22 protein-coding genes and 1 riboswitch are annotated in these 21,072 nt (G+C 63.1%); of the genes, 15 read left to right on the forward strand and 7 right to left on the reverse strand.

What is annotated here, in order from left to right; genetic code table 11:
* The first annotated feature begins 46 nt into the window (after positions 1-46).
* Positions 47-1,270, forward strand: a complete 1,224-nt coding sequence (locus ACFULT_RS09995; RefSeq protein ID WP_378481374.1) for a sensor domain-containing protein — start codon at positions 47-49, stop codon at positions 1,268-1,270.
* Complete coding sequence (locus ACFULT_RS10000) at positions 1,255-1,902, forward strand: response regulator transcription factor (protein ID WP_037107895.1); 648 nt, start codon at positions 1,255-1,257, stop codon at positions 1,900-1,902. The genes ACFULT_RS09995 and ACFULT_RS10000 overlap by 16 nt, the downstream gene beginning before the upstream one ends.
* 118 nt (positions 1,903-2,020) lie before the next feature.
* Here the strand turns inward: ACFULT_RS10000 and ACFULT_RS10005 are convergent, their stop codons facing one another.
* Positions 2,021-3,445 (reverse strand): PLP-dependent aminotransferase family protein, encoded by a 1,425-nt coding sequence (locus ACFULT_RS10005; RefSeq protein ID WP_378481375.1) that lies wholly within the window; start codon positions 3,443-3,445, stop codon positions 2,021-2,023.
* On the opposite strand from ACFULT_RS10005, the gene ACFULT_RS10010 reads away from it, so the two are divergent.
* On the forward strand, positions 3,444-4,385 hold the full coding sequence (locus ACFULT_RS10010; RefSeq protein WP_378481376.1) for a DMT family transporter: 942 nt from the start codon (positions 3,444-3,446) through the stop codon (positions 4,383-4,385). The genes ACFULT_RS10005 and ACFULT_RS10010 overlap by 2 nt on opposite strands.
* Positions 4,386-4,387: 2 nt before the next feature.
* On the opposite strand, the gene ACFULT_RS10015 is transcribed toward ACFULT_RS10010, so the two are convergent.
* The gene (locus ACFULT_RS10015; RefSeq protein WP_378481377.1) at positions 4,388-4,894 is read right to left on the reverse strand and encodes a GNAT family N-acetyltransferase; all 507 of its coding nucleotides are present in this window, start codon (positions 4,892-4,894) and stop codon (positions 4,388-4,390) included.
* 24 nt (positions 4,895-4,918) lie between these two features.
* A riboswitch (ZMP/ZTP riboswitch) is annotated at positions 4,919-4,999 on the reverse strand.
* 41 nt (positions 5,000-5,040) lie between these two features.
* Here ACFULT_RS10015 and ACFULT_RS10020 point away from each other — a divergent pair.
* Complete coding sequence (locus ACFULT_RS10020) at positions 5,041-5,544, forward strand: GNAT family N-acetyltransferase (RefSeq protein ID WP_378481378.1); 504 nt, start codon at positions 5,041-5,043, stop codon at positions 5,542-5,544.
* A gap of 48 nt (positions 5,545-5,592) precedes the next feature.
* A complete protein-coding gene (locus ACFULT_RS10025) occupies positions 5,593-6,951 on the forward strand; it encodes an FAD-binding oxidoreductase (RefSeq protein ID WP_378481379.1) in 1,359 nt (452 codons plus the stop codon).
* 190 nt (positions 6,952-7,141) lie between these two features.
* On the opposite strand, the gene ACFULT_RS10030 is transcribed toward ACFULT_RS10025, so the two are convergent.
* On the reverse strand, positions 7,142-7,726 hold the full coding sequence (locus ACFULT_RS10030; protein ID WP_378481380.1) for a phosphotransferase family protein: 585 nt from the start codon (positions 7,724-7,726) through the stop codon (positions 7,142-7,144).
* A 100-nt stretch (positions 7,727-7,826) separates the two neighbouring features.
* On the opposite strand from ACFULT_RS10030, the gene ACFULT_RS10035 reads away from it, so the two are divergent.
* Positions 7,827-8,312, forward strand: a complete 486-nt coding sequence (locus ACFULT_RS10035; RefSeq protein WP_378481381.1) for a hypothetical protein — start codon at positions 7,827-7,829, stop codon at positions 8,310-8,312.
* A gap of 629 nt (positions 8,313-8,941) precedes the next feature.
* Positions 8,942-9,100: a hypothetical protein gene (locus ACFULT_RS10040; protein WP_378481382.1), complete on the forward strand. Its 159-nt coding sequence runs from the start codon at positions 8,942-8,944 to the stop codon at positions 9,098-9,100.
* A gap of 117 nt (positions 9,101-9,217) precedes the next feature.
* Here the strand turns inward: ACFULT_RS10040 and ACFULT_RS10045 are convergent, their stop codons facing one another.
* A complete protein-coding gene (locus ACFULT_RS10045; RefSeq protein ID WP_378481383.1) occupies positions 9,218-10,087 on the reverse strand; it encodes a helix-turn-helix transcriptional regulator in 870 nt (289 codons plus the stop codon).
* Positions 10,088-10,211: 124 nt separating this feature from the next.
* Here ACFULT_RS10045 and ACFULT_RS10050 point away from each other — a divergent pair, with 124 nt between their 5' ends.
* Entirely contained in the window at positions 10,212-11,267 is a 1,056-nt protein-coding gene (locus ACFULT_RS10050) for an aldo/keto reductase (protein WP_378481384.1), read from the forward strand.
* 22 nt (positions 11,268-11,289) lie between these two features.
* Here the strand turns inward: ACFULT_RS10050 and ACFULT_RS10055 are convergent, their stop codons facing one another.
* Positions 11,290-12,600: an aspartate aminotransferase family protein gene (locus ACFULT_RS10055; protein WP_378481385.1), complete on the reverse strand. Its 1,311-nt coding sequence runs from the start codon at positions 12,598-12,600 to the stop codon at positions 11,290-11,292.
* Positions 12,601-12,806: 206 nt separating this feature from the next.
* Between ACFULT_RS10055 and ACFULT_RS10060 the strand changes: the two genes are divergently transcribed.
* Complete coding sequence (locus ACFULT_RS10060) at positions 12,807-13,091, forward strand: hypothetical protein (RefSeq protein ID WP_037107928.1); 285 nt, start codon at positions 12,807-12,809, stop codon at positions 13,089-13,091.
* A 33-nt stretch (positions 13,092-13,124) separates the two neighbouring features.
* The gene (locus tag ACFULT_RS10065) at positions 13,125-15,011 is read left to right on the forward strand and encodes an alpha/beta fold hydrolase (RefSeq protein ID WP_378481675.1); all 1,887 of its coding nucleotides are present in this window, start codon (positions 13,125-13,127) and stop codon (positions 15,009-15,011) included.
* A gap of 18 nt (positions 15,012-15,029) precedes the next feature.
* On the opposite strand, the gene ACFULT_RS10070 is transcribed toward ACFULT_RS10065, so the two are convergent.
* Positions 15,030-15,917: a LysR family transcriptional regulator gene (locus tag ACFULT_RS10070; RefSeq protein ID WP_378481386.1), complete on the reverse strand. Its 888-nt coding sequence runs from the start codon at positions 15,915-15,917 to the stop codon at positions 15,030-15,032.
* Between the two features lie 73 nt (positions 15,918-15,990).
* Here ACFULT_RS10070 and dapA point away from each other — a divergent pair, with 73 nt between their 5' ends.
* On the forward strand, positions 15,991-16,872 hold the full coding sequence (gene dapA, locus ACFULT_RS10075) for a 4-hydroxy-tetrahydrodipicolinate synthase (RefSeq protein WP_378481387.1): 882 nt from the start codon (positions 15,991-15,993) through the stop codon (positions 16,870-16,872).
* Between the two features lie 8 nt (positions 16,873-16,880).
* Here dapA and ACFULT_RS10080 read toward each other — a convergent pair whose 3' ends face one another.
* Positions 16,881-17,075, reverse strand: a complete 195-nt coding sequence (locus ACFULT_RS10080) for a hypothetical protein (protein ID WP_141216828.1) — start codon at positions 17,073-17,075, stop codon at positions 16,881-16,883.
* Between the two features lie 133 nt (positions 17,076-17,208).
* Between ACFULT_RS10080 and ACFULT_RS10085 the strand changes: the two genes are divergently transcribed.
* From ACFULT_RS10085 to ACFULT_RS10100, 4 genes are all read left to right on the forward strand, one after another.
* Positions 17,209-18,513, forward strand: a complete 1,305-nt coding sequence (locus ACFULT_RS10085; RefSeq protein ID WP_037107936.1) for a lipase family protein — start codon at positions 17,209-17,211, stop codon at positions 18,511-18,513.
* Positions 18,514-18,566: 53 nt separating this feature from the next.
* Positions 18,567-19,163 carry a YoaK family protein gene (locus tag ACFULT_RS10090; RefSeq protein ID WP_378481388.1) on the forward strand — a complete coding sequence of 199 codons (597 nt, stop codon included), beginning with the start codon at positions 18,567-18,569 and terminating at the stop codon, positions 19,161-19,163.
* Between the two features lie 68 nt (positions 19,164-19,231).
* Positions 19,232-20,656 carry an MFS transporter gene (locus ACFULT_RS10095; RefSeq protein WP_378481389.1) on the forward strand — a complete coding sequence of 475 codons (1,425 nt, stop codon included), beginning with the start codon at positions 19,232-19,234 and terminating at the stop codon, positions 20,654-20,656.
* Positions 20,653-21,057 (forward strand): MarR family winged helix-turn-helix transcriptional regulator, encoded by a 405-nt coding sequence (locus ACFULT_RS10100; RefSeq protein ID WP_037107942.1) that lies wholly within the window; start codon positions 20,653-20,655, stop codon positions 21,055-21,057. The genes ACFULT_RS10095 and ACFULT_RS10100 overlap by 4 nt, the downstream gene beginning before the upstream one ends.
* Positions 21,058-21,072 lie beyond the last annotated feature (15 nt).

Below are 21,072 nucleotides of genomic sequence, written 5' to 3' on the forward strand. Positions count from 1 at the left end.
TGCCAGCACTACCGCGTGGATCGCGTCGAGAATCTACGATCGATACATGCGCGTCACGACGGCCTGGCAGGCACTAGCGCACCATCCTTTACGTTTTCTGCTGACACCATGGCCCTGGCGTAGCCTCCTGTATTTGCTTTCTGGCGGCATCCTCAACCTGATCGTGTTCGCAGTGCTCGCAGCCGCAACCGTCCTGGGTGTGATTTTCTTCGTTGCTGTCGTCGGCATAGTCGTGCTGCTGCTCGTAGCGCTGTCGGGCATCGTCGTCGCCCGGGTGGAGCGGTTACGGATACGGCTGGTCGATCTCGACGGAATCGCCGATCCACACCGTCGGCCCCTTGCCCCCGACGCGCGTAGCTGGGTGCGTACCCGATTCTCGGAGCCGGCGACCTGGCGTGAATTCGGTTTTGCGGCGTTCTCCGTGACCGCGCTCTGTTGGCTGGACATCACCGTGCTTGCCTTCGCTTTCGTCCTGCCGGTCCTCAGTTTCCGCGCCCCCATTGACGACCCGTCGGCCTGGCCTTGGTGGTTCATTGGTGTGGTCACGCTCGCGGCAGGGCCGTACCTGGTGACGGCCTGGGCGGGTGCGCATGCGGCACTCGCACGCATCTTCCTGGCGCCCCGTGACGACGAGATCGGGGTCGACCTCACCGACGTCTCCAAGTCGCGCGCGCGTTTGATCGACGCCTTCGAGTCCGAACGCGTCCGAATCGAGCGCGACCTGCACGACGGTGCTCAGCAGCGTCTGGTGACACTCGGGATGAATCTCGGGCTGGCGAGACTGGATGCGGACGATCCAGCGCTCGAGGCACGGTTGTCCGACGCTCAAGGCCAGCTCACTGTCGCGCTTGCCGAGCTTCGAGATCTGGTCCGTGGACTGAACCCGCAGGTGCTAGCCGACAACGGCCTTGCGGCGGCCGTCGCCGACGTCGCCAGCCGGTCCTCCATCGAGACCGAGATCGACATCCGTCTGCCCGAGCGCGTTCCCCACCGCGTCGAGACGACCGCGTACTTCGTTGTCACAGAAGCACTCACCAACGTGTCGAGGCACAGTCGTGCGACCAGAGCCCGAGTTCACGGTCGCATTTACGCAGACATACTCGTGCTGGAAATTTCCGACGACGGAGTGGGCGGTGCGGATCCACGAGTCGGAACCGGTCTGACCGGGCTTGCCGACCGTCTCGATGTTGTTGCCGGACAACTGAAACTGTCCAGCCCTGCCGGCGGGCCGACCACGCTGAGAGTGGAGATCCCATGCCGTATCGCGTGATCCTGGCCGAGGATTCCACGCTCATGCGGGAAGGCCTCGTCGGGCTCCTGCAACGCTTCGGACACACCGTCGTCGCCGCCGTCGGCAGCGCGGACGAAATAGCTCGCGCGGTCGACGACCACGAGCCGGACCTTCTCATCACCGACGTTCGGATGCCACCCGGTCACGCGGACGACGGTTTGCGGGCAGCCGTCGCCCTGCGCGAGCACGTTCCTGGCTTTCCGGTACTGGTTCTCAGCCAGTACGTCGAGCAGTCCTACGCGTCACAACTATTGGGCGCAGAAAACGCCGGCGCAGTGGGTTACCTGCTCAAGGACCGCATCGGTGCCGTCACGGAGTTCAACGACGCGGTGGAACGAATCGCATCGGGCGGGACCATCGTCGATCCCGAGGTGGTCCGTCAACTACTTCACCGACGGACGCGCCCGCTCGACCGTCTCAGCAAACGGGAAAGAGAGGTCCTCGCCCTCATGGCCGAGGGCAGATCGAACTCCGAAATCGAAAGGTCCTTGGAACTCAGCGTCCCCGCTGTGAACAAGCACATCAGAAACGTCTTCCTCAAACTCGACCTTCCCAGCGACATCGACGGGCACCGACGCGTACTCGCCGTCCTCACGTACCTTCGAGGCTGACGAACCCCCGAAGTGTCGCAGCGAATTTCTCCGGTTGGTCTGCCGGATGGAGAAATCCAATTCCGTTGCTGTCACGGGCTTCGTCCAGTGCAGTTCGATCGAAGAGTACTGAGCCCGTTCACAGTAGGGAGCTCGGAGACCGAGAGCGCTCGACAGCCGATCCGATTTCACGTGCGGCAATCGGATAGTCGCCGGGGTTCCGACCTGCGAAGTTGAGGCGGAGATACTTTCCTGTTGGTTCGGCCGGGAAGTAGTCGTCTCCCGCGCCGACGATGACGCCGGCCGATTTGCACTCGGCGATCACGACGTCGAGATTCGTCTCGTCGGGGAGCCTCAGCCACAGGTTCAGTCCACCTGCCGGTATGCCTTCGAGTTTCCCTGTTGGAACGTGCTCTTCGATGCTCGAAACGAGAAGATCGCGGCGGGCGGCCAATTGACTGCGGAGGCGAGTGAGATGCGTCCGCCATGCCGGCTGAGTGACGACGTCCAATGCGACGGTCTGAAGAATCGAACTCACGTACATGGATTCCGCGCTCGTGTCCGCGATGATCCGTTCCCGAGCGGGTCCGCGCGCGATGATCGCTGCGACCCGTACCGCGGGTGACACGCTCTTGGTCAATGCTCTCGAATATACGACACGTCCTGTGTCGTCTCGCGCTGCCAGGGGGCTCGGGTACGCCGAAATTCCGAAGTCATGAGCAGAGTCGTCTTCTATGACGAACGCTCCTTGTTGTTCGGCGATCTTCAGAACCTTCTCCGCGAGTTCCGGTTTCCACAACGCGCCGGTAGGGCTCGCGAAGTTGGGTTGGGCATAGAACGCACGAGCTCCGGTGCTCTCGAACGCTCGTCGAAGTTCCTCGGGGTCGGGCCCGGTGAATCCGGAAGGGACAGGAACGACATCGACGCCGGCCTGGGCTGCCGCCAGGATTGCGCCCCAATACGTCGGCGACTCCATCAGCAGAGGCCGGCCCGCTCCGACCAGTGCTCTGAACGCAGTGCTCAGGCCTGTCTGACTGCCGGGTATAACCGTCACGTCGCTCGAGGACGGCGGATTGATTCCAGGGGACGTGATCGAAGCAAGTTCTCGAGCGAACCATGATTGCAGCTCGGGTAGACCTGCGGTCGGTGGTCGATCGATAATGGCGTCACTTCGTGCAGCCCGGGCGAAAGCACTACGTACGAGCTTCTCCGGCAGCAACGTTCGGTCTGGGTAACCCGAGTGAAGTGAGACCACGTCGTTCGACGGCGACTGAAGCGCCGCCGGTAGTTTGAGCCGTGTCACGGGGGTGCCGAGTGCGGCGGTTTGCCAACGATAATCGTTGGCTCGCACCGATGTGTTCTCACGCACGAACGTGCCCACGCCGGGCCTGCTCTCGACCACCCCCTGCGATACCAGGACGCGAAGCGCTTTCTGTACGGTCACCGGACTTGCACTGTGTTCGACGACGAGAGAGCGCGTGGACGGCAGTTGCGCGCCCGGTGGGGCGGAGGCGATCCATCGACGTAGCGATGCAACGATCCGCGAACTGCTATCGTCATACATGAGTCCACATAGTAGCGCTACTCGAAACCGCGCATCGGCGATATCGTTCGTACCCAGCCCGGGAATTCTGTGGGGGTTCCTCGGTGTCGTGGCGTTCTCCCTGACAGTTCCTCTCACTCGCGTGGCCGTCCTGGGCGGCATGCCGGCCTTGTTCGCGGGGGTGGGCCGCGCCGTAGTCGCTTCCGCGCTCGCCGCCCTGGCGCTGGGAGCTACTCGGCAGCGGCTACCGAACGGGATGCAGTGGGCTCGTTTGGCTGTCATCGCCTCTGGCGTGGTGGTCGGATTTCCACTGCTGACCTCGTATGCCCTGACGACCGCCTCGGCCAGTCACAGCGCAATCGTCATCGCACTTCTGCCCGCCACCACCGCAGTTGTCGCAGTTGTGCGAGGGAAGGAGAAGGTGCGTAGAGCATTCTGGCTCATGGCTGTTGTCGGGGCGTCGGCGGCGTCGGCGTTCTCCTTCGTTCGGAGCGGAGGATGGTCTGTGCCGCAATGGTCGGACCTACTGTTGCTGGCCGCTGTCGTCAGTGCGGCCATCGGGTATGCCGAAGGCGGGCTACTGTCAAGGGAATTGGGATCGTGGCAGACGGTGTCGTGGGCGTTGATATTGGCTTTGCCGGTAACGGTCCCGTTGACACTCTTATCGCTCGATGGATTGTCCGAGATCGAGCCGAAGGCTTGGGCTGCGTTCGGCTACTTGGCTTCGATCAGCATGTATCTGGGTTTCTTCGCATGGTACAGAGGCCTCGCCATCGGCCCGATCGCCAACGTCAGCCAGGTTCAACTTGTTCAGCCCGTTCTGAGTGTTGGTTGGGCTGCTGCCATTCTTCACGAGTACTTGACGTTGTCGTCGGCACTGGGTGGTGCAGTCGTCGTTGTATGCGCAGCGATGACCGTGCGAACGCGATCAGTCCCCGAAGGGCCGCGTGCGCGAAAGTAGGACTATGCCAACATCTTCAGGTTTTTCTCGAACAGTGTCACGCTGAACCATTTTCCGTCCTGGAACTCGCGACGACCGACTTCGGTGAAACCTTGACCGAGGTAGTACCGGCGAAGCGCGAGATTGGTTTCGGCGCAATCCAATCGCACACACGAGATGCCTGCGTCGGCTGCCGAGCGGGCTGCGTGGTCGAGCATGGCTGCACCCAGACCGATTCCCGCATGACGGCGATCGATGACGAGTCCGTGCACGTACAACGCGTCACCGTCGTCGGGCCAGATCTCGGGGTCCGAACGCATCGTGCGCATTGCGGCCACGATTGTCGACGACCCGGGAAACCGAGCGACGACGAACTCACCGCGCGAGACCTGCAGTCGAACGGCGGACAGCGGAACTTCACCCGGAGTCCACTGGTCGATCGAGCGAGACGCCAGCCAGTCCTCGGCAGCATGTCGAAGAGCCGAAATAGCTGGTGCATCGTCTGTTCGGGCGGCCCGTACGTCGAGCATGGGTCCTCTCTTTCACCGGTATCGGTGAAACACCCAGGCGGACGATGCTTCGCATTCACAGGCTCCCTGATGGTGACCCATCCTTCGCCAGTCGCCTGCAGAAAATGTAGCAGTGCCGAGGGCGACGCTCGGTTAGTCTGGCCGCTGTGTCTTTCCGCATAGTTTCGGTCGACGGACGATACTGGCAGTCCTTCCGCGATCAACGGTTGGAGATGCTGGCGGATTCACCGAAGGCCTTCGTCGAGACGCTCGACTCCGCGACGGCCCAGACCGACAGTCAGTGGCAGCAGCGCGCCGAGGGCACGAACTCGACGGTGTCCTGCGGGTTCGCTGCGGTGGACGACACGGACGCGTGGCTCGGAATCATGCGTGCCCGCATCGAGGACGGCAGGGTCTTCCTGCTGGGTGTCTATGTATCGCCGGCCGCACGTGGAGGGGGCGTCGCCGACGCACTGTTGCGCGAAATCGAGCAGTGGGTGTACCGGCAAGGGCACCGTACCTTGACCCTGGAAGTCCACGAGGCGAACGGGCGGGCGCAGGCCTTCTACCGACGCATGGGGTTCGCAACCACGGGTGAGACCGTTCCCTATCCCTTGGCGCCGGACGAGCTCGAGATCGTCATGGCGAAGCAGGTCGTGTGCGCAGGGTGAATCCCCGCGTTCGGACCGTGTAGCGGTCGACGCACTACCCTTCGAAGTATGGAGTTCGACGACGCGCTCGACGCTGCCGCCCCAGGACGGGTCTCGCGAGACGCCGACGTCATGGCCTCGTATTCGGTCGATTGGACTCGGCGTTGGAGTGGACGACCGCGTGCAGTGGTACGCCCCGAGTCTGCCGAGCAAGTCGCGGATGTGTTGAGAGCCTGCACCCAGCACGGGGTTGCGGTGACGGTGCAAGGTGGCAACACCGGGCTCGTCGGAGGTGCTGTTCCGTCCGATGAAAGTGTGGTGCTGTCGACGCGTGCGTTGCGCTCGCACGGACCGGTTTCGGCGGACGGTTTCGTCACGGTCGGGGCCGGTGTCACTCTCGTCGAGCTCGAATTGCTTGCCGCCGAAGCGGGCTACACCGCAGGATTGTCACTGGCGTCGGGAGAGTCGGCGACTGTCGGCGGCGCCGCATCGACCAACGCAGGTGGGGCACGCGTGTTGCGCTACGGCTCGGCTCGCCAACGTATCTCGGGGCTGAGAGCAGTCATGCCCAGTGGCGATATCGTCGACCGTCGGACATCGCTGGTGAAGGACAACACGGGCTACGATCTGACGAATCTGCTGATCGGATCCGAAGGAACTCTGGCCGTCATCACCGACGTCACTTGGAAGTTGGTCCGTCCGCTGACCGACCACCTGGTGATAGCGATATCGTTCCCCGACGTCCGAGCCGCTGTCGCTGCCCTCCCGACGATCCTGCAGCTGCCGCAGATCGACGCCGTCGAATGGGCCGAAGGTGCCGCAGTGAGCCGCGTTGCAGAACAATCCGGTACACCGACACCACTACCCGCCGAGGGTTTCTGGGTGTTCGCAGAGATGGGTGCTTCTCTCACCGGCGCGGAGTCGGTGCTGAATGCGTTGATGTCCGGCGGGCTGGACAGCAGCAGAATTGCGATCGCGGAATCTGCTCTGGAACGTCGGTCGTTGTGGTCGTTCCGTGAGCGAATCACCGAATCGATCTCCGCGGCTGGAGTTCCCGTCAAGCTCGACGTCGGTGTACCAGCCGAGCGGTTCGGCGAGTTCGTCGACTCGATCACAGACGCAGTACACTCCGTCGACGCAGATGCTGTGCCCGTTCTGTTCGGTCACTTCGCCGAGAGCAACATCCACGTCAACATCCTGCCCGGCGCCGGGACATTCGCAGACGACGTTGCCGGAGCGTTGGAAGATGCTGTCCTGGAACTGGTCTTGAGTCATGAGGGCACCATCAGCGCCGAACACGGCATCGGCCGAGCCAAACGTAGATGGCTGGTCCGCCAACGTGGTGAAACACAGTTGGCAGCAATGGCGCTGCTCAAGAACGCATGGGACCCGCACCGCATCCTCAATCCTGGTGTGCTGCTGGATTGAATCTTCGAAGGCAGACCATCCGAATCCTCCTCACGGGTCCGCAAGGCGCATCAGGACATCGACCTCACATCCCGGAGCGGCTGGATCGAACCCGTGTTCGTGCAGCCAACGAATTCCTCTGAGACTCCGCACCGACCACCATGCACGAATGACCTCCATGTCGACGGCGGACCCGTACCCCTCGAGGACGTCAGGGAGGGCGTTCCGGGTGTCCCATCGTCAGTGTGGCCAGGTCGTACAGAGCGTCGCCCTGGGCGGCCTCGGACCAGTCGATCACTCCGGTCACGCGGTCGTCCAACACGAACACGTGGGAGGGCTGTAGGTCCCCGTGCACGAAGACAGGGGCCCATGGGCGTAGTGCTTTCTCGGCCATTCGACGGTTGATCTCGACAATCTCACTCGACACGAGCCCGCTGGTCCTCAACCATGCGCATTCCCGGTCGAGCTCGGTCGAAATTGCGGCCGGGGCGAGCCCGGTCCGTGATGGGAGTGGTGCGCGGTGCAGAGTGCGGATTGCCGCACCGGCGGCAGCCCAGGAACGCGGCGTTGTCGTTGCCGGTGTGCCGAGACTGCCGAGTGGAGTCCCCGGGACAGTGCCGAGCGCGAGTACAGGGGCGCGTTGCCACAGGATGTGCGGCGTCGGGACGGGCGCCCGACCCATGGCATCGACCTCGATTCGAATGTTCGACGGATCGGTGTCGATTTTCAAGAAGACGTCGCCGACACGTACTGTTGCGCGATCTCTGTGCGCGACGACGACTTCGAGTCCGATCACGTCGGCCATTATGTCGGCGAACGCCGACCGAGTCAGTTTATTTTCCTCTGACCGTCGCAGATGAAGTCCGTTCATGCGAAGCAACAAAAGACGCGGGGGCGTGTGGGTCGATGTCGCCGTGGTGGCGGCCATCGTGGGAGCGGGCGTAGTGTTTGCGGGGTTTACCAACACTTCTTCGTCCATCGATCTGGCGATTGCTGGTTGCGAGGAAGTTGTTTCAGAAGAGGATTTGGTGCGAATCAACTATGCGTTCACCACGGGCAGTGACGTAGCTCGTACAGACGACCCTTGGATCACCGACAGCAAATTGAATCGGATGACCGAGGCGCTCGTCGGTGCACTTCCGGCCGAGGCGGATGTCGAACCGGATTCCAGCACTTCACGATTGGAATTCTCCGGTGGCCGAGAGACCTACAGTGTCGCTGGTTCGACTATCGAAGCGCCGACCAGCCACCGGGCCCGTGCTTCGTTGGGATTGTCGATAAGCGCGTCACCTCCCAGGACGGCGCCGTCTTCGATATCCAGGATCGCGGGGATACCCGACGGGTCGTCGCCATTACACCGGATGAAACGCGAGTCGAAGTGACATCCGTCGGGATGTTGACGATCGACCAGCTGACCGACATCGCCTCGGCGCCTGGACTCAGAATCAACGCGCCCGGCCGATAGGCGGCTTGCTGGGCGGGATGTAACACTTGCGCATTCTGCGGGCGGGATTCCGCCTGCACACGACGCAAGTGTTACACCAGAACCACGAGGAACACGATGGGCGAGGATCTGGCCTGTCGAATCTCTCACTGAGGCGTCAGCTATTCCCCTGCTCGGTGGCCAGAAGTACAGCCGCTTAGGTCTGCGACGAAATATTCGGGGCGTTCCAATGACGGGAAGTGCCCATCCGACTCTGATTCTCGCAATGGGAGTGGAGCTCCTAATCGCTCCAACGTTGACGCCCTGGCTTACGACGTGGTTCGGAAATGTCGTCGTGATGACAATCGGACTGATCGCGGTCACAATTGGGTTCGCGCTGACACTGCGATTGGACTCGAACGCGGGTTTTCTCGATCTGCTGCCTTCGTTGCTTTTGCTTGGTGTTGCCTTTGCTTTCATTTACGGTCCGCTGACAGCTTCTGCGGTGGAAGGTGTCGAGGCACCCGCCATCACGGTGTCGCAGGCGGCATCGTCTATACCGGCTTTCAATTCGGCGCAGCGCTCGGAGTGTCCATTGCGACCATTGTTCTCGCAGGGAACGAGCACTTGGTGCCGGACCTGGCCGATTACACGCGCGTACTGATCGTGCTCGCCGTTGCTGCCGCGCTCGCCCTCGTGGTCGGTGTGATTGCGGGTGTTCGTAGCAAGCACGAGACGCAGTCGTAGGACGTTCCCGCTGTCCGCAGATGCTCCACAGGTAAACGCGATGGCTGATGACCTTCTATCAGCGAAGCGTCATCACGATGACATCTCCTGTTCGATTGCCCACGGCCATAACTCGCTTCAGAGTGTTCGCAGATGCCTACGAGTGCGGGAGGGGCGGGTTGTGGCGAGCTGGTCGAGCGCAGACTGGGAGGCCGCGTCGACGGCGCGGTAGACGATAAGTCGCAGATTCGCGTCGCCGAGGGGATTGAGGACGTCGAAACTCACGGTGATCGGCCCGACGTTCGGATGGTTCATCGGCTTGTTGCCCTCCGCTCGTACGGCGACGTCCCGCGATTGCCAGTAGGCGGAGAATTCGGCACTACCGGCTTCGAGTTCCTGTATCAGGACTACCAGGTCAGGATCATGCGCGTGGTCGACCCACGCTGCCCTCAGATCGGCAACAGCTCCGCGAATTACGCTGTCGCGGTCGCCGTAAAAGTCAAAGAACCGATCGTCCAGGAAGCACATTCTCAGTACATTGCGTTCTCGAGCCGTTGTGCCGTCGAGGTCGAGAAGGAGGGTCGACATCGTGTCGTTCCATGCCAGGATGTCCAGGCGGTAGTTCAGGATCATGGCGGGCAATGGAAAGACATCGTCGAGAAGACGTGCAAGACCCTCGGGGACAATCGGTTTGGTACTGCGTTCGAGTTGACGATGTCCGGCCAACGTCAGGAGGTAGTCGATCTGGTCATCGGACAGCCTCAGTGCCCTCGACAAGGATTGCACTACCTGGGCCGACGGCCGAACATCACGCGCCTGCTCCAGACGAATCAGATAATCCACGCTCACACCGGCGAGTGCTGCGACTTCCTCCCGTCGCAGCCCAGGCGTCCGGGAGGATCCGAGCCGTGGCGGCAGCCCCACCATCGACGGTTGAAGCGCTTCGCGCCGCGCGCGCAGAAAGGCCGCCAACTCGTGGCGGGCGATGGGCTGCGGCGTCGAGCTCATGTCCTCGAGGATATGCCACACCGACACTAGGCAGCCTGGTACTGATCTTCCCAGGATGTCCTGAGCCTTCACGGACCAGGCGAGCGCCGGCATGGTCGACCACACATCGAACTGAGGAGTAACCGTGGCGGAATTGACCGATTATCGACTGCTGGGACGATCGGGACTGAGGGTCTCGCCGTTGTCACTGGGCGCCATGACTTTCGGCGACGCGTGGGGTTGGGGTGCGAGCAAAGGCGAGGCTCGACGGATCTTCGACACCTACCTCGATCGAGGCGGAAACATGGTGGACACGGCCAACATCTACACCGACGGCCAGTCCGAGAGCTTTCTGGGTGAATTTGTCAGGGATCGAAGAGATTCCGTGGTGATTGCCACGAAGTACGCTGGTACGCGGAACCCATCAGACCCCAATGCGGGAGGTGGTAACCGTAAGAGCCTCGTAACCTCGGTCGAGGCAAGTCTGCGCAACCTGAATACGGACTACATCGATCTGTTGTACCTCCATGCGTGGGACGGGCTGACGCCCGGCGAAGAGGTCATCGCTGCGTTGGGCGAGCTGGTACGCAGCGGCAAGGTGCTCTATCTCGGCATCTCCGACGCGCCGGCTTGGGAGATTTCACGCATGCAGACGATCGCCGAGCTCCGGGGATGGCCGACCCTCTCCGCACTTCAGGTCGAGTACAGCCTCATCGAGCGAACCACCGAGCGTGACCTCCTACCGATGGCGAGCGGATCAGGACTCGGAGTTGTTCCCTGGTCACCGCTGGGTGGGGGAGTGCTGACGGGCAAGTACACACCCGCTGACCTTCCTGAAGATGTGATGGCTATGCCGCGCAGTCGAAGTGATCACGCCGCGGCCGGTAACAGCTTGACCACTCGCGGACTCGAGGTCGCCGCCGCCGTGGTCGACGTTGCGCACAAATTGGGAGTCACCGCGGCTCAGGTCGCCATTGCATGGACTCTCCACAACCCAGAGGTGACGAGCACTCTCGTGGGTGCGCGAACCGCAGAGCAGTTACAGAGCAACCTTGCTGCGCTGGACGTGGAACTTTCCGACGAGCATCTGACCCAGCTCGACGACGTCAGCGCGCCCGATCTGGGCTTTCCCCACGAGTTCCTGGCGCGTCCCATGGTGCAGGGCGTCATTCATGGGCACACGCGAACCCGCCGGCGCTGAGGGACTTACGGTGTAATGCGCGTCAGGACGAGCTACCGGCCAGGACGGCTGAGATGGAGGCGTCGAGGATGTCGATGCCGTCGTGTAGTTCGGTTTCGGTTGTGGTCAGTGGGGGAGCGATGCGGAAGATGCCGCCCATTCCTGGCAGCTGGACGATGTTGAGGTGCAGTCCGCGCTCCAGGCAGGCGGTGGTCACATTCTTGCCCAGGTCGTCGGCGGGGGTCTTCGACTCCTTGTCGGTGACGAATTCGAGTCCGCGTAGCAGTCCGCGGCCCCGGACGTCGCCGACGACTTCGTAGGTGTCGCGCAGTGCGTCGAGGCGGTCGGAGAGCTGTTCGCCGAGTTTTGCGGCTTGCTCGACGAGTCCGTCGCGTTCGATGACGTCGAGCACGGTGTTTGCGACGGTGGCAGCCAACGGATCCGATGCGTGGGTGGTCAGGAACAGGAAACCTTTGTCGTTGCAGACGCTTTCGATCTCGTCGCCGGTGATCACCGCGGCGACGGGAAGCCCTGCGCCGAGTGTCTTGCACAGAGTGAGGATGTCCGGGGTGACCCCATCGCGTTCGAATGCATACATCTGGCCGGTGCGGCCGAGACCGGTTTGCGCTTCGTCGAGAATGAGCAGCATTCCGCGTTCGACACAGAGTTCTTTGAGCCGTGCCAGGTAGCCGACGGGCGGATCGATGATGCCACCGGACGACAGGATGGGCTCGACCAGACAGGCCGCAAGTGCGCCGGTGGACTGTCTGTCGATGAGCGAGAAGCCGTAATCGAGCTCGGTCTCCCAGTCGTAGGAGCCGTCGGCACGCCGAAACCGAGGCCGGTAGGAATCAGGCGTCGGCAACGTCAGATTGCCGGGGATCACCGGGCCGTACCCTCGGCGTCCGGCGGAGAAGGTCGCGGCCGCCGCGCCGGACGTCATACCGTGCCAGGACCGATCGAACGAGACGACCTCGTATCCGCCGGTGTACAACTTGGCCATTTTCAGAGCCGCTTCGTTGGCCTCCGCGCCGGTGGTGAGCAGAAGGGTCCTGCTGAGTTTCGACGGGAGCGTGGCGGCGAGCTTCGTGGCGAGGTCGACCACGGGTCTGCTCAACATCCCGCTGAAGAGGTGGTCCAGCGATGCGACGGACTGCGACACCGCTCGAACGATGTCCGGGTGGGAATGACCGAGGACTGCGCTCATCTGGCCCGAAGTGAAGTCGAGGATCGCCCGGCCGTCGCCGTCGTACACGTACGTGCCTTCGGCCCGTTCGATGATGCGGGGAGTGAACTTCACGCCGTAACGAATCAGGTGGCGATCGGCGTCGCTCCAGAAGCTGTCGGTGCTCATGGGCGTCTCCTCGATTCGGCGGACCTCCGGTCACGCACAGACTAAGCCACGCGGTGCCGATCCGTCCGCCCATGACAAACGTCATCTCGATTACCTGACGATGTCAGTCGAGCTCATGATTCTGCGCACTGTTGCCGGGCAATTGTCGACGACAAGATGGAAAGTGACCGAAAACCAAGCTGCAGAACGGGATAGAAGGAGACGTCATGAAGAAGCTCGCCATCCGCACCGCAACCGTCGCCGCTTTGATCGGAGGGCTCGGGGCCGCGGGCTCAGCAGTCGCCACGGCCGATACTGTGACCGACCTCGTCCCGGCCATGAACGGCGGCGCTCACTGTCTGGTCGTCCAGGAAGACGGGACCGAGCAGTTGCTGTACAGCAGCTTCCGCTGTGACGAAGTGCAGGCCGACATCGACGAGAAGGCCCGCCAGGACGAGCGTCGAGAAGAGCGTAAGGAAGAACGCCGCGAAGAGCTCCTACGAGACGGCTGATCGCGCGGAAAATGCATGGACGAAAGGATCAAGATGGCTCTGCCCGAACTCATTTCGATCGAACAGTTCGTCAGTCCGGCCGAGCGGACCGGCGCGTCGATTTCACCGGACGGCACACGTATCGCCTACTTGGCGCCATGGAGGAACCGGTCCAACGTGTGGATCCAGAACATCGACTCCGATGACGAACCGCGCTGCGTCACAGCCGACGACACGCGAACGGTGCAACGGTATTCCTGGACCGACGATCCAAGATATTTGGTGTACCAGCAGGACGACGGTGGCGACGAGAACTGGCATGTCTTCCGCATCGATCTCGATGATCCGTCGGCCGACGCGGTGAACCTGACCCCGTATCCCGGAGCGATGGTAATGGGATTCGAGAAGGTAAATGCTCGGCCGGGGAAGTTCACGTTACAGCTCAACGCGAGGACGCCCAGTGAGTTCGATCTCCATGAACTCGACATCGTCACAGGTGAACTCACGATGCTGGTGCAGAACCCGGGCAACGTCTCGGGTTGGCTGTACGCAGGCGACGGTCGACTCTTCGCGCGTTCCGTCACCGACAGGGGAGAACTTGTTCTGTCGCGCCTCGACAACGAGACCGGGGAGCTGCATACGATCAGAACGTTCGGCGGAGAGGGCTACCCGATCGACATCTATCCGTTCGAGCTCACTCCCGATGCATCCGGTGTGTGGATCGGGTCCAACGACGGGACCGACCGGACCAGAATCGTCCGCATCGATCTGGAGACAGGTGAACAGAGCGAAGTCGACGACCACCCGACCTTGGACGTCGACACCCGACACGCGGCATTCTCGACGTGCCCGCCTGCTCTGATCAGAGCGCGTGGAACCACACAGCTGCTCGGCGTGCGCTATCTCGGCCACAAGCAGGTCATCCAGACCGTGGACGATCAGTTCGCCGACGTGTTGACCAACCTGGAAGAACTGTCCGACGGAACGGTCGCCGGCCTGTCCTCGGACTGTGAGGGCAGACGCTGGGTGGTGACGTTCACCCATGACCGCGATCCAGGAGTCACATGGTTGTACGACCACTCGACCGGTTCGGCCGAGATGCTGTTTCGACGCTCGACCGACATCGATCCCGACGACATGGCACCGATGCTGCCCGTCACGATCACCGCGCGCGACGGATTGGAACTACCCTCCTACCTGACGTTGCCCATCGGTATCGAGCCGACCGGGCTACCCCTGGTGTTGGTCGTCCACGGAGGGCCGTGGACCCGCGACGCATGGGGATTCGATCCGACCGTTCAGGTGCTCGCCAATCGTGGATATGCAGTGTTGCAGGTGAACTTTCGTGGATCGGCAGGCTTCGGCAAGGCTCATATGCGTGCCGCGATCGGTGAGTTCGCAGGCAAGATGCACGACGATCTGATCGACGCGGTCGACTGGGCCGTCGATCGAGGTTACGCAGATGCGGGTCGAGTTGCGATCTTCGGTGGCTCCTACGGCGGATACGCGACATTGGTCGGTGTCACGTTCACCCCGGACACGTTCGCCGCAGCCGTCGAGTACGTGGGTATTTCCGACCTGACGAACTTCATGCAGTCGCTGCCCGAGCACGCCAAACCAAGCCTGGTCAACAATTGGTACTCCTACGTCGGTGACCCCAACGACCCGGATCAGGCAGCCGATGCTCTCGCTCGATCCCCGATCACGCACGTCGACAAGATCCGAACGCCATTGATGGTCGTGCAGGGGGCCAACGATGTTCGCGTGGTCAAGGCGGAATCGGACAACATGGTGGACGCTCTCCGGGCCCGAGGAGTGGACGTCGACTACATCGTCTTCGAGGACGAGGGGCACATCTTCGCCAACCCCGAGAACCTGATCACCATGTTCAAGGCCGCGGACGCCTTCCTGGCCGAACACCTTGGCGGGCGATCAGGCTAGTGCGACTGAGCAATTCGCTCACCGCACGGCGTCGACGAGGGCTCGAACGGCCGGGCTGGAATCTGCGCTGCGGCGCCAGACGGCGTGCAGTTCACGCGTTGGTGGGCGACGCAGTTCGAGTGCTACCAGGTGTTCACCCAAAGGTGGGCGCGCGAGTCGAGGGATGAGTGCGACGGCGTTCGTCGACGCCACCAAGGCGAGTTGGCTGGAGAAGTCGTCGACCAGGTGCCGGACGTCGGGACTGTCCGGCAGGTCGGCGACGACGCGTCGAAACCATTGGTGGCACACGGTTCCGGGTGGACTCGTCACCCAGGTGAGACCGGTCAGTGCGGAGGCGGGCAACGGGTGAACTTCGCGGGCGAGCAGGTGATCTCGATGTACGACGATGTCGCCGATGTCGGTGTGCAACGACTGCCGGTTCAGCGACGGCGGTATGGGGGCGATGAGTCCGTCTGCGTCGTGGACGAGGGCGACGTCGGCGATACCCGAATCGACGCTGTGAATCGCGCGGTCGGGATCTTGTTCGCTGATCTGCAGGGTCAGCTGTGGGCATGCCGCGCCGAGTGCGCGCATCGCCGGAGCAAGCACACCGCGAATGGCGGTGGAGAAGGCTGCGACCCGCAGAGTGCCGCGCGGTGCACCGTCGGCCACGGAACGAGCGGCTTCGGCGCATCGTTCGAGTGCATCGAAGACGTCGGGAGAGGAGTCGACGAGTGCTTGGCCTGCCGGCGTCAGCACGACACCGCGCCCTGCCTGGGCGAGAACGCGAAGACCCAATTGGCGTTCGAGTCGTTTGATCTGCTGTGAGACGGCAGAGGCCGTGAAGCCGAGTTCGTCGGCGGCCTTTGCCAGGGTGCCGAGGGTGGCCACCGACTTCAGGGCATGCAGCGATGCGACGTCGACCATGAAGCGATGCTACTCATTATCCGCGAAAAACCATCGCTGGACCGAAGGCTTACTGCGTCGCACACTTCTGTGCATGACCACCGAACAACTCTTCGGCACCAACTGCGTCGCCATGGTGACGCCGATGACCAGCGATGGACAGCTCGACGATAAATCCCTCGGCAGGCTCGTCGACCATCTCGTCGCTACGGGGTGCGACGGAATCGTCGTCGCAGGCACGGCGGGGGAGGCGCCCACTCTGACCGACGCCGAGATGGAGAAACTCGTCGCCGCGGTGGTGTCGCGAGTCGACGGTCGAGCCACGGTGACGGCTGGTGTCGGAACTTATGACACCGCGACGAGCATCGAAAGGGCTCGTCGCGCGGAAGCGGCGGGTGCCGACGGGTTGCTCGTCGTCTGTCCCTACTACTCGCGGCCGACGCAGGCGGGCATCCTCGCGCACTGTGCTGCCGTCGCCGACGCGACCGATCTGCCGGTGATGCTGTACGACGTGCCTGCGCGGTCCGGCACGGCGTTCACGCCCGAATCGCTGACCTTGCTGGCCGAGCATCCGCGAATCAGAGCCGTCAAGGACGCCAAAGGGGACCTGTACGAGGCCTCGACGGTGATGTCTCGTACATCGCTCGCCTACTACTGCGGAATCGACGAGCTCAACCTGGCGTACTTGGCAGTCGGCGCAACCGGACTCGTCAGTGTTGTGGGCAATCTCGTCGCCGATCGGAACGCGGCCCTCGCGGATGCGGTGCGGCGAGGTGACCTCGTCTCCGCTCGTCGAATCCAGGTCGAACTGCTCCCGCTTACCGACGCCGTCATGCGTACCTCCCAGGGCGCGATCATGGCGAAGGCCGCGCTGGCGGAAATCGGCGTCATAGACACTGCGGCAGTGCGGCTTCCGCTGCTCGAATCGCCTCCGGAGGACCCTCTTCGCCTCGCAGTCGCGACAAGCAATCGCTGAGAAGCGTTCTATTGCTTTCTGAGCCTTGTCAACTGGACAGCGCTGCCGATTGCCACGATGGGCCAACACACGATGGCGATCCATTCGCTGGTGGACCGTTCGCCGTGGGTGATGTCGTAGATCGCCAGTACGGTCAGTGCGATACCGATGACGAGAGTGATCCAGTTGAGCCGCATGCGCGTTGCCGTCGACGTGGTGGTCATGGAAGGAATGTACGACTGGAAGGCGGGTTCGACTCCCGAATTGTCCAGATGAGCGTGCCGGTGCGGTACGCCGACGGCGCATGGCGTCAGGTCCGGGTTAGTGTGACCGTGAGACTCGGACAAAGGGTGTGGGATGAGCGTCGTCGACGAAAAAGCCGGTAGATCTCCGTGGGAACCGCAGGAGATGCCGCGGCCGAACCGAGCAGCACGGCCGGATGCGGACCCGTTCTACGTTGCGCCCGACGGCTTCGAGGAGGCTGCGCCGGGTGATGTCCTGCGGTTCCGTGAGGTCCAGGTGGCGCTGTACGGGAAGATTCCGCAGCAGGTCGACGCGTGGCAACTGCTGTATCGGACGTCCGATCTCCACGGATCGCCGCAGGTCAGCGTCACCACCGTGTTGATGCAGCGCGGAGCGGTTGCCGAAACTCCGCGCCTACTGTCGTATCAGTGCGCGATCGACGCGGTGTCGGCCACGTGCTTTCCGTCGTACGCGCTGCAGCGGGGCGCACGAGCGTGGGGCGCGGTGCCGCAGTTCGAGTTCGTCCTGGTGCTGCATGCGCTGCGCCGCGGCTGGGTCATCTCGATCCCGGACCACGAGGGCCCGGACGGGCACTGGGGCTCGCCCCGGGAGCCTGGCTTCTTCACCTTGGACGGGGTCAGAGCCTCGCTGCGGTTCGCACCCGCCGGTCTCACCGATGACACCAAGGTCGGTCTGTGGGGCTACTCGGGTGGAGGGCTCGCGACGTCCTGGGCCGCGGAGATGGCCCCCGAGTACGCACCGGAGATCGCGCTGGTCGGGGCGGCCCTCGGCTCACCCGTCGGCGATCCTGCATCGGCCTTCACCCGGCTGAACGCGACCCTGCACGCGGGTCTGCCCACGCTGGTGGTCGAGGGGCTGCGCAGAACATACCCGGATCTCGACAGGGTGGTCAGGGCCCACGTCAACGCCGACGGGCTCGCTCTGCTCGAGTCGGTGGACGATCTGACCACCGTCGCTGCCGTGCGCAAACTCGCGAAGCACGATCTCGACCGGTACATCGACATCCCTCTCGCCGATCTGCTCGCCACACCGGAGATTCTCGAGGTGTTCGAGGCCATTCAGCCCGGTCGAACCGCTCCCACCGTCCCGATGCTCGTGGTGCAGGCCGTCCACGATCAGATCATCGCCGTCGACGACGTGGACGGACAGGTCGACCGCTACCTCGACAACGGTGTCCACGTCACGTACCTGCGAGACCGACTCAGCGAACACCTGTCCTTGCACCCCCTGTCCGCTCCGCTCACCCTCGACTGGCTACAGGACCGGTTCGACGGACGCCCCGTGCCGCCGTCGGGCGTCACCACGGTCTGGTCGACGGCGTCGTCCTTCGGTGCCGTACGTGACCTTCTCGCGCTGGCATGGTCGACGACGATGGCGGTCCTGGGCCGTCGGCTGTGAGTGGAAATGTGTCCTGGGGGACGCATTTCCACTCACCTGGGGTCTTGCTTCTGATGCTCTCGTTCGGTGCGGGTGCGACGGATGCGTTCGCCTTCCTCGCACTCGGCGGCATCTTCACCGCGAACATGACGGGCAATCTGGTGCTCGTCGGACTGGTCGGCCGGGACGACTACCTCGCCAGCCTGGTCGGCGCCGCAATCGCCATCGCAGTGTTCTTCGTGGTGCTGCTCGCTGGGTTCTGGTACGCGCACCGCTCCGTGCGCGCACCTACGTTGCCGTTGCTGGCGACGGCCGCAGCCGTCCAGGTGCTCACTCTCGTGGGATGGTGGCTCGATGTGGGCGCCGTCGTCGCTCTGGTGGCCATGTCGGCCTCGGCGATGGCATTGCAGACGGTGGTCGCGCGCTCGTCGCTCCCCGAAGGTGGATTGTCGTCGACGTTCGTCACGGGAACGCTGGTCAACATCGCCGACGACCTCGCCCGGGGCAGAACCGAGCATCTCGCGCTCCGGCTCGGGGCGATCGCAGCCTTGATCGCGGGATCGTTTGCCGGTGCCCTGTCGATCTACGCCGCACCCCGACTCGGTCCCCTCGTGGCCGCAGTAGTCGCCTGCATCGGCCTGGCACTGGCCACCTTCGGCGCTCGTCGCTGACTTGCGCTGCGGCGCCCCGAGATCAATACTCGAACTAATAGTTGTGTATCTACAAGTATTGGATTTCGATGAGTGAACTGACCAAGCGGCACCGCTACCTTGTGCTCGCAATCTGCTGCATGAGCTTGTTCCTCGTCAGCATCGACAACACGATCGTCAATGTCGCGCTGCCGTCGATCGGGTCCGACCTGCAGGCATCGGTGTCGGGCCTGCAGTGGATCATCGACGCCTACACGCTGGTCCTGGCGTCGTTGCTGATGCTGGGAGGCTCGAGCGCTGATCGATTCGGCCGCAAGAAGTTCTTCATGATCGGCACGGCACTGTTCATCGTCGGATCACTGCTGTGCAGCGTCGCGCCGTCGCTGGGCTGGCTCGTTGCGTTCCGCATGGTGCAGGCCGTCGGAGGATCGATGATGAACCCGGTGGCCATGTCGATCATCACCAACACGTTCACCGATCCGAAAGAACGCGCGGGGGCTATCGGAGTGTGGGGTGGCGTGGTCGGAATCTCCATGGCAGGAGGACCGCTCATCGGGGGTGCACTCGTCACGTCGGCGGGCTGGGAGTCGATCTTCTGGGTGAACGTCCCGATCGGTGTGATCGCCTTGTTCTTGACGTGGAAGTTCGTTCCCCAATCCAGAGCCGCGCATGCACGACGCTTCGACCCGGCCGGGCAGGTGCTGATGATCGTGCTGCTTGCCAGCGTTGTGTTCACCATCATCGAGACACCGGCGAAGGGATGGTCCTCGCCGACGATTCTCGTCACAGCCACCGTTGCTGTGGCGTCACTCGTCGCATTTCTGTACGTGGAAACGCACCGGACCGAACCTCTCGTCGAACTGAGCTTCTTCCGCAGCGTTCCGTTCTCCGGGGCGACGGTCATCGCCGTGTGTGCGTTCGGATCGCTCGGCGGATTCCTGTTCCTGAACACGCTGTATCTGCAGGACGTTCGTGGCTACTCGGCGCTTCACGCCGGCCTCTACACGCTTCCGATGGCGTTGATGACACTGATACTCGCACCGATATCGGGACGCCTCACGGGTTCTCGCGGACCTCGGACCTCACTGGTGGTGGCCGGAGTCGGCTTCGTCGTCTCGTCCCTGATGCTGACCCAGCTGACGGCGACGACGTCGTTCGCGTGGCTTGCCTTGCCCTACATCGTGTTCGGAATCGGATTCGGAATGGTCAACGCGCCCATCACCAACACTGCCGTGTCCGGAATGCCCCGCAGTCAAGCAGGAGTCGCGTCGGCAGTGGCGTCGACGTCGAGACAGGTCGGCCAATCTCTCGGTGTCGCGGTGGTGGGGTCGATCATCACCTCCGGTCTCGTCGGTACCTTCGCCGACGGGTTCGTCGACGCTGCGCGTTCGGCGTGGTTCGTCATGGCAGGTGCCGGAATCGTCGTCTTCGTACTCGCCTTCGTCACGACCGGGTCGTGGGCCCGCGGCACCGCGCAGCGGGTTGCCGATCGGTCGCCGGAGCTCGTGTCATGAGTGCGGAGGACGTGTGGGGTGACATCCGTACGCTCGTCTTCGATCATGCCGATCCGCACCGCGCTGTGGTCGCGGCGACAGGGGAGAGCTTCTACCGATGCAAGGTGCTTCGGCGACTGGTGGCCGGCCCGCTGTCTGCGGGAGCGCTCGCGGAGCGATTGAACACCGATCCGCCGTACCTCTCGGTCACGTTGAAAGAGTTGGAATCCCGCGGATACGTGATACGGACCGAAGACCCTGCCGACCGTCGGCGTCGGGTCGTGGACCTCACCCCCGCCGGACGTGAGGTAGCCGACCGAGCGAACGCCGCACTGAACGCACCGCCCGCGGGGTTCGCGAACCTTTCTGCGGACGAACTGGGGCAACTCGGGACACTGATGGGCAGGCTGCTCCGAAGCTGACACCTTTTTTGCCGA

Origin of the sequence: Rhodococcus sp. NPDC057297 (genome assembly GCF_042667435.1) — a bacterium.
Taxonomy (GTDB): domain Bacteria; phylum Actinomycetota; class Actinomycetes; order Mycobacteriales; family Mycobacteriaceae; genus Rhodococcoides.

What these genes read in the sequence shown, in the direction of transcription:
- ACFULT_RS10085 (WP_037107936.1), top strand. Translation starts at nt 17,209, where the DNA reads ATGAGCGTCGTCGACGAAAAAGCCGGTAGATCTCCGTGGGAACCGCAG.
- ACFULT_RS10080 (WP_141216828.1), bottom strand. Translation starts at nt 17,075, where the DNA reads ATGACCACCACGTCGACGGCAACGCGCATGCGGCTCAACTGGATCACT.
- ACFULT_RS10000 (WP_037107895.1), top strand. Translation starts at nt 1,255, where the DNA reads ATGCCGTATCGCGTGATCCTGGCCGAGGATTCCACGCTCATGCGGGAA.
- ACFULT_RS10025 (WP_378481379.1), top strand. Translation starts at nt 5,593, where the DNA reads ATGGAGTTCGACGACGCGCTCGACGCTGCCGCCCCAGGACGGGTCTCG.
- ACFULT_RS10010 (WP_378481376.1), top strand. Translation starts at nt 3,444, where the DNA reads ATGAGTCCACATAGTAGCGCTACTCGAAACCGCGCATCGGCGATATCG.
- ACFULT_RS10100 (WP_037107942.1), top strand. Translation starts at nt 20,653, where the DNA reads ATGAGTGCGGAGGACGTGTGGGGTGACATCCGTACGCTCGTCTTCGAT.
- ACFULT_RS10045 (WP_378481383.1), bottom strand. Translation starts at nt 10,087, where the DNA reads ATGAGCTCGACGCCGCAGCCCATCGCCCGCCACGAGTTGGCGGCCTTT.
- ACFULT_RS10005 (WP_378481375.1), bottom strand. Translation starts at nt 3,445, where the DNA reads ATGTATGACGATAGCAGTTCGCGGATCGTTGCATCGCTACGTCGATGG.
- dapA (WP_378481387.1), top strand. Translation starts at nt 15,991, where the DNA reads ATGACCACCGAACAACTCTTCGGCACCAACTGCGTCGCCATGGTGACG.
- ACFULT_RS10015 (WP_378481377.1), bottom strand. Translation starts at nt 4,894, where the DNA reads ATGCTCGACGTACGGGCCGCCCGAACAGACGATGCACCAGCTATTTCG.
- ACFULT_RS10055 (WP_378481385.1), bottom strand. Translation starts at nt 12,600, where the DNA reads ATGAGCACCGACAGCTTCTGGAGCGACGCCGATCGCCACCTGATTCGT.
- ACFULT_RS10095 (WP_378481389.1), top strand. Translation starts at nt 19,232, where the DNA reads ATGAGTGAACTGACCAAGCGGCACCGCTACCTTGTGCTCGCAATCTGC.
- ACFULT_RS10070 (WP_378481386.1), bottom strand. Translation starts at nt 15,917, where the DNA reads ATGGTCGACGTCGCATCGCTGCATGCCCTGAAGTCGGTGGCCACCCTC.
- ACFULT_RS10060 (WP_037107928.1), top strand. Translation starts at nt 12,807, where the DNA reads ATGAAGAAGCTCGCCATCCGCACCGCAACCGTCGCCGCTTTGATCGGA.
- ACFULT_RS10065 (WP_378481675.1), top strand. Translation starts at nt 13,125, where the DNA reads ATGGCTCTGCCCGAACTCATTTCGATCGAACAGTTCGTCAGTCCGGCC.
- ACFULT_RS10090 (WP_378481388.1), top strand. Translation starts at nt 18,567, where the DNA reads ATGCTCTCGTTCGGTGCGGGTGCGACGGATGCGTTCGCCTTCCTCGCA.
- ACFULT_RS09995 (WP_378481374.1), top strand. Translation starts at nt 47, where the DNA reads ATGCGCGTCACGACGGCCTGGCAGGCACTAGCGCACCATCCTTTACGT.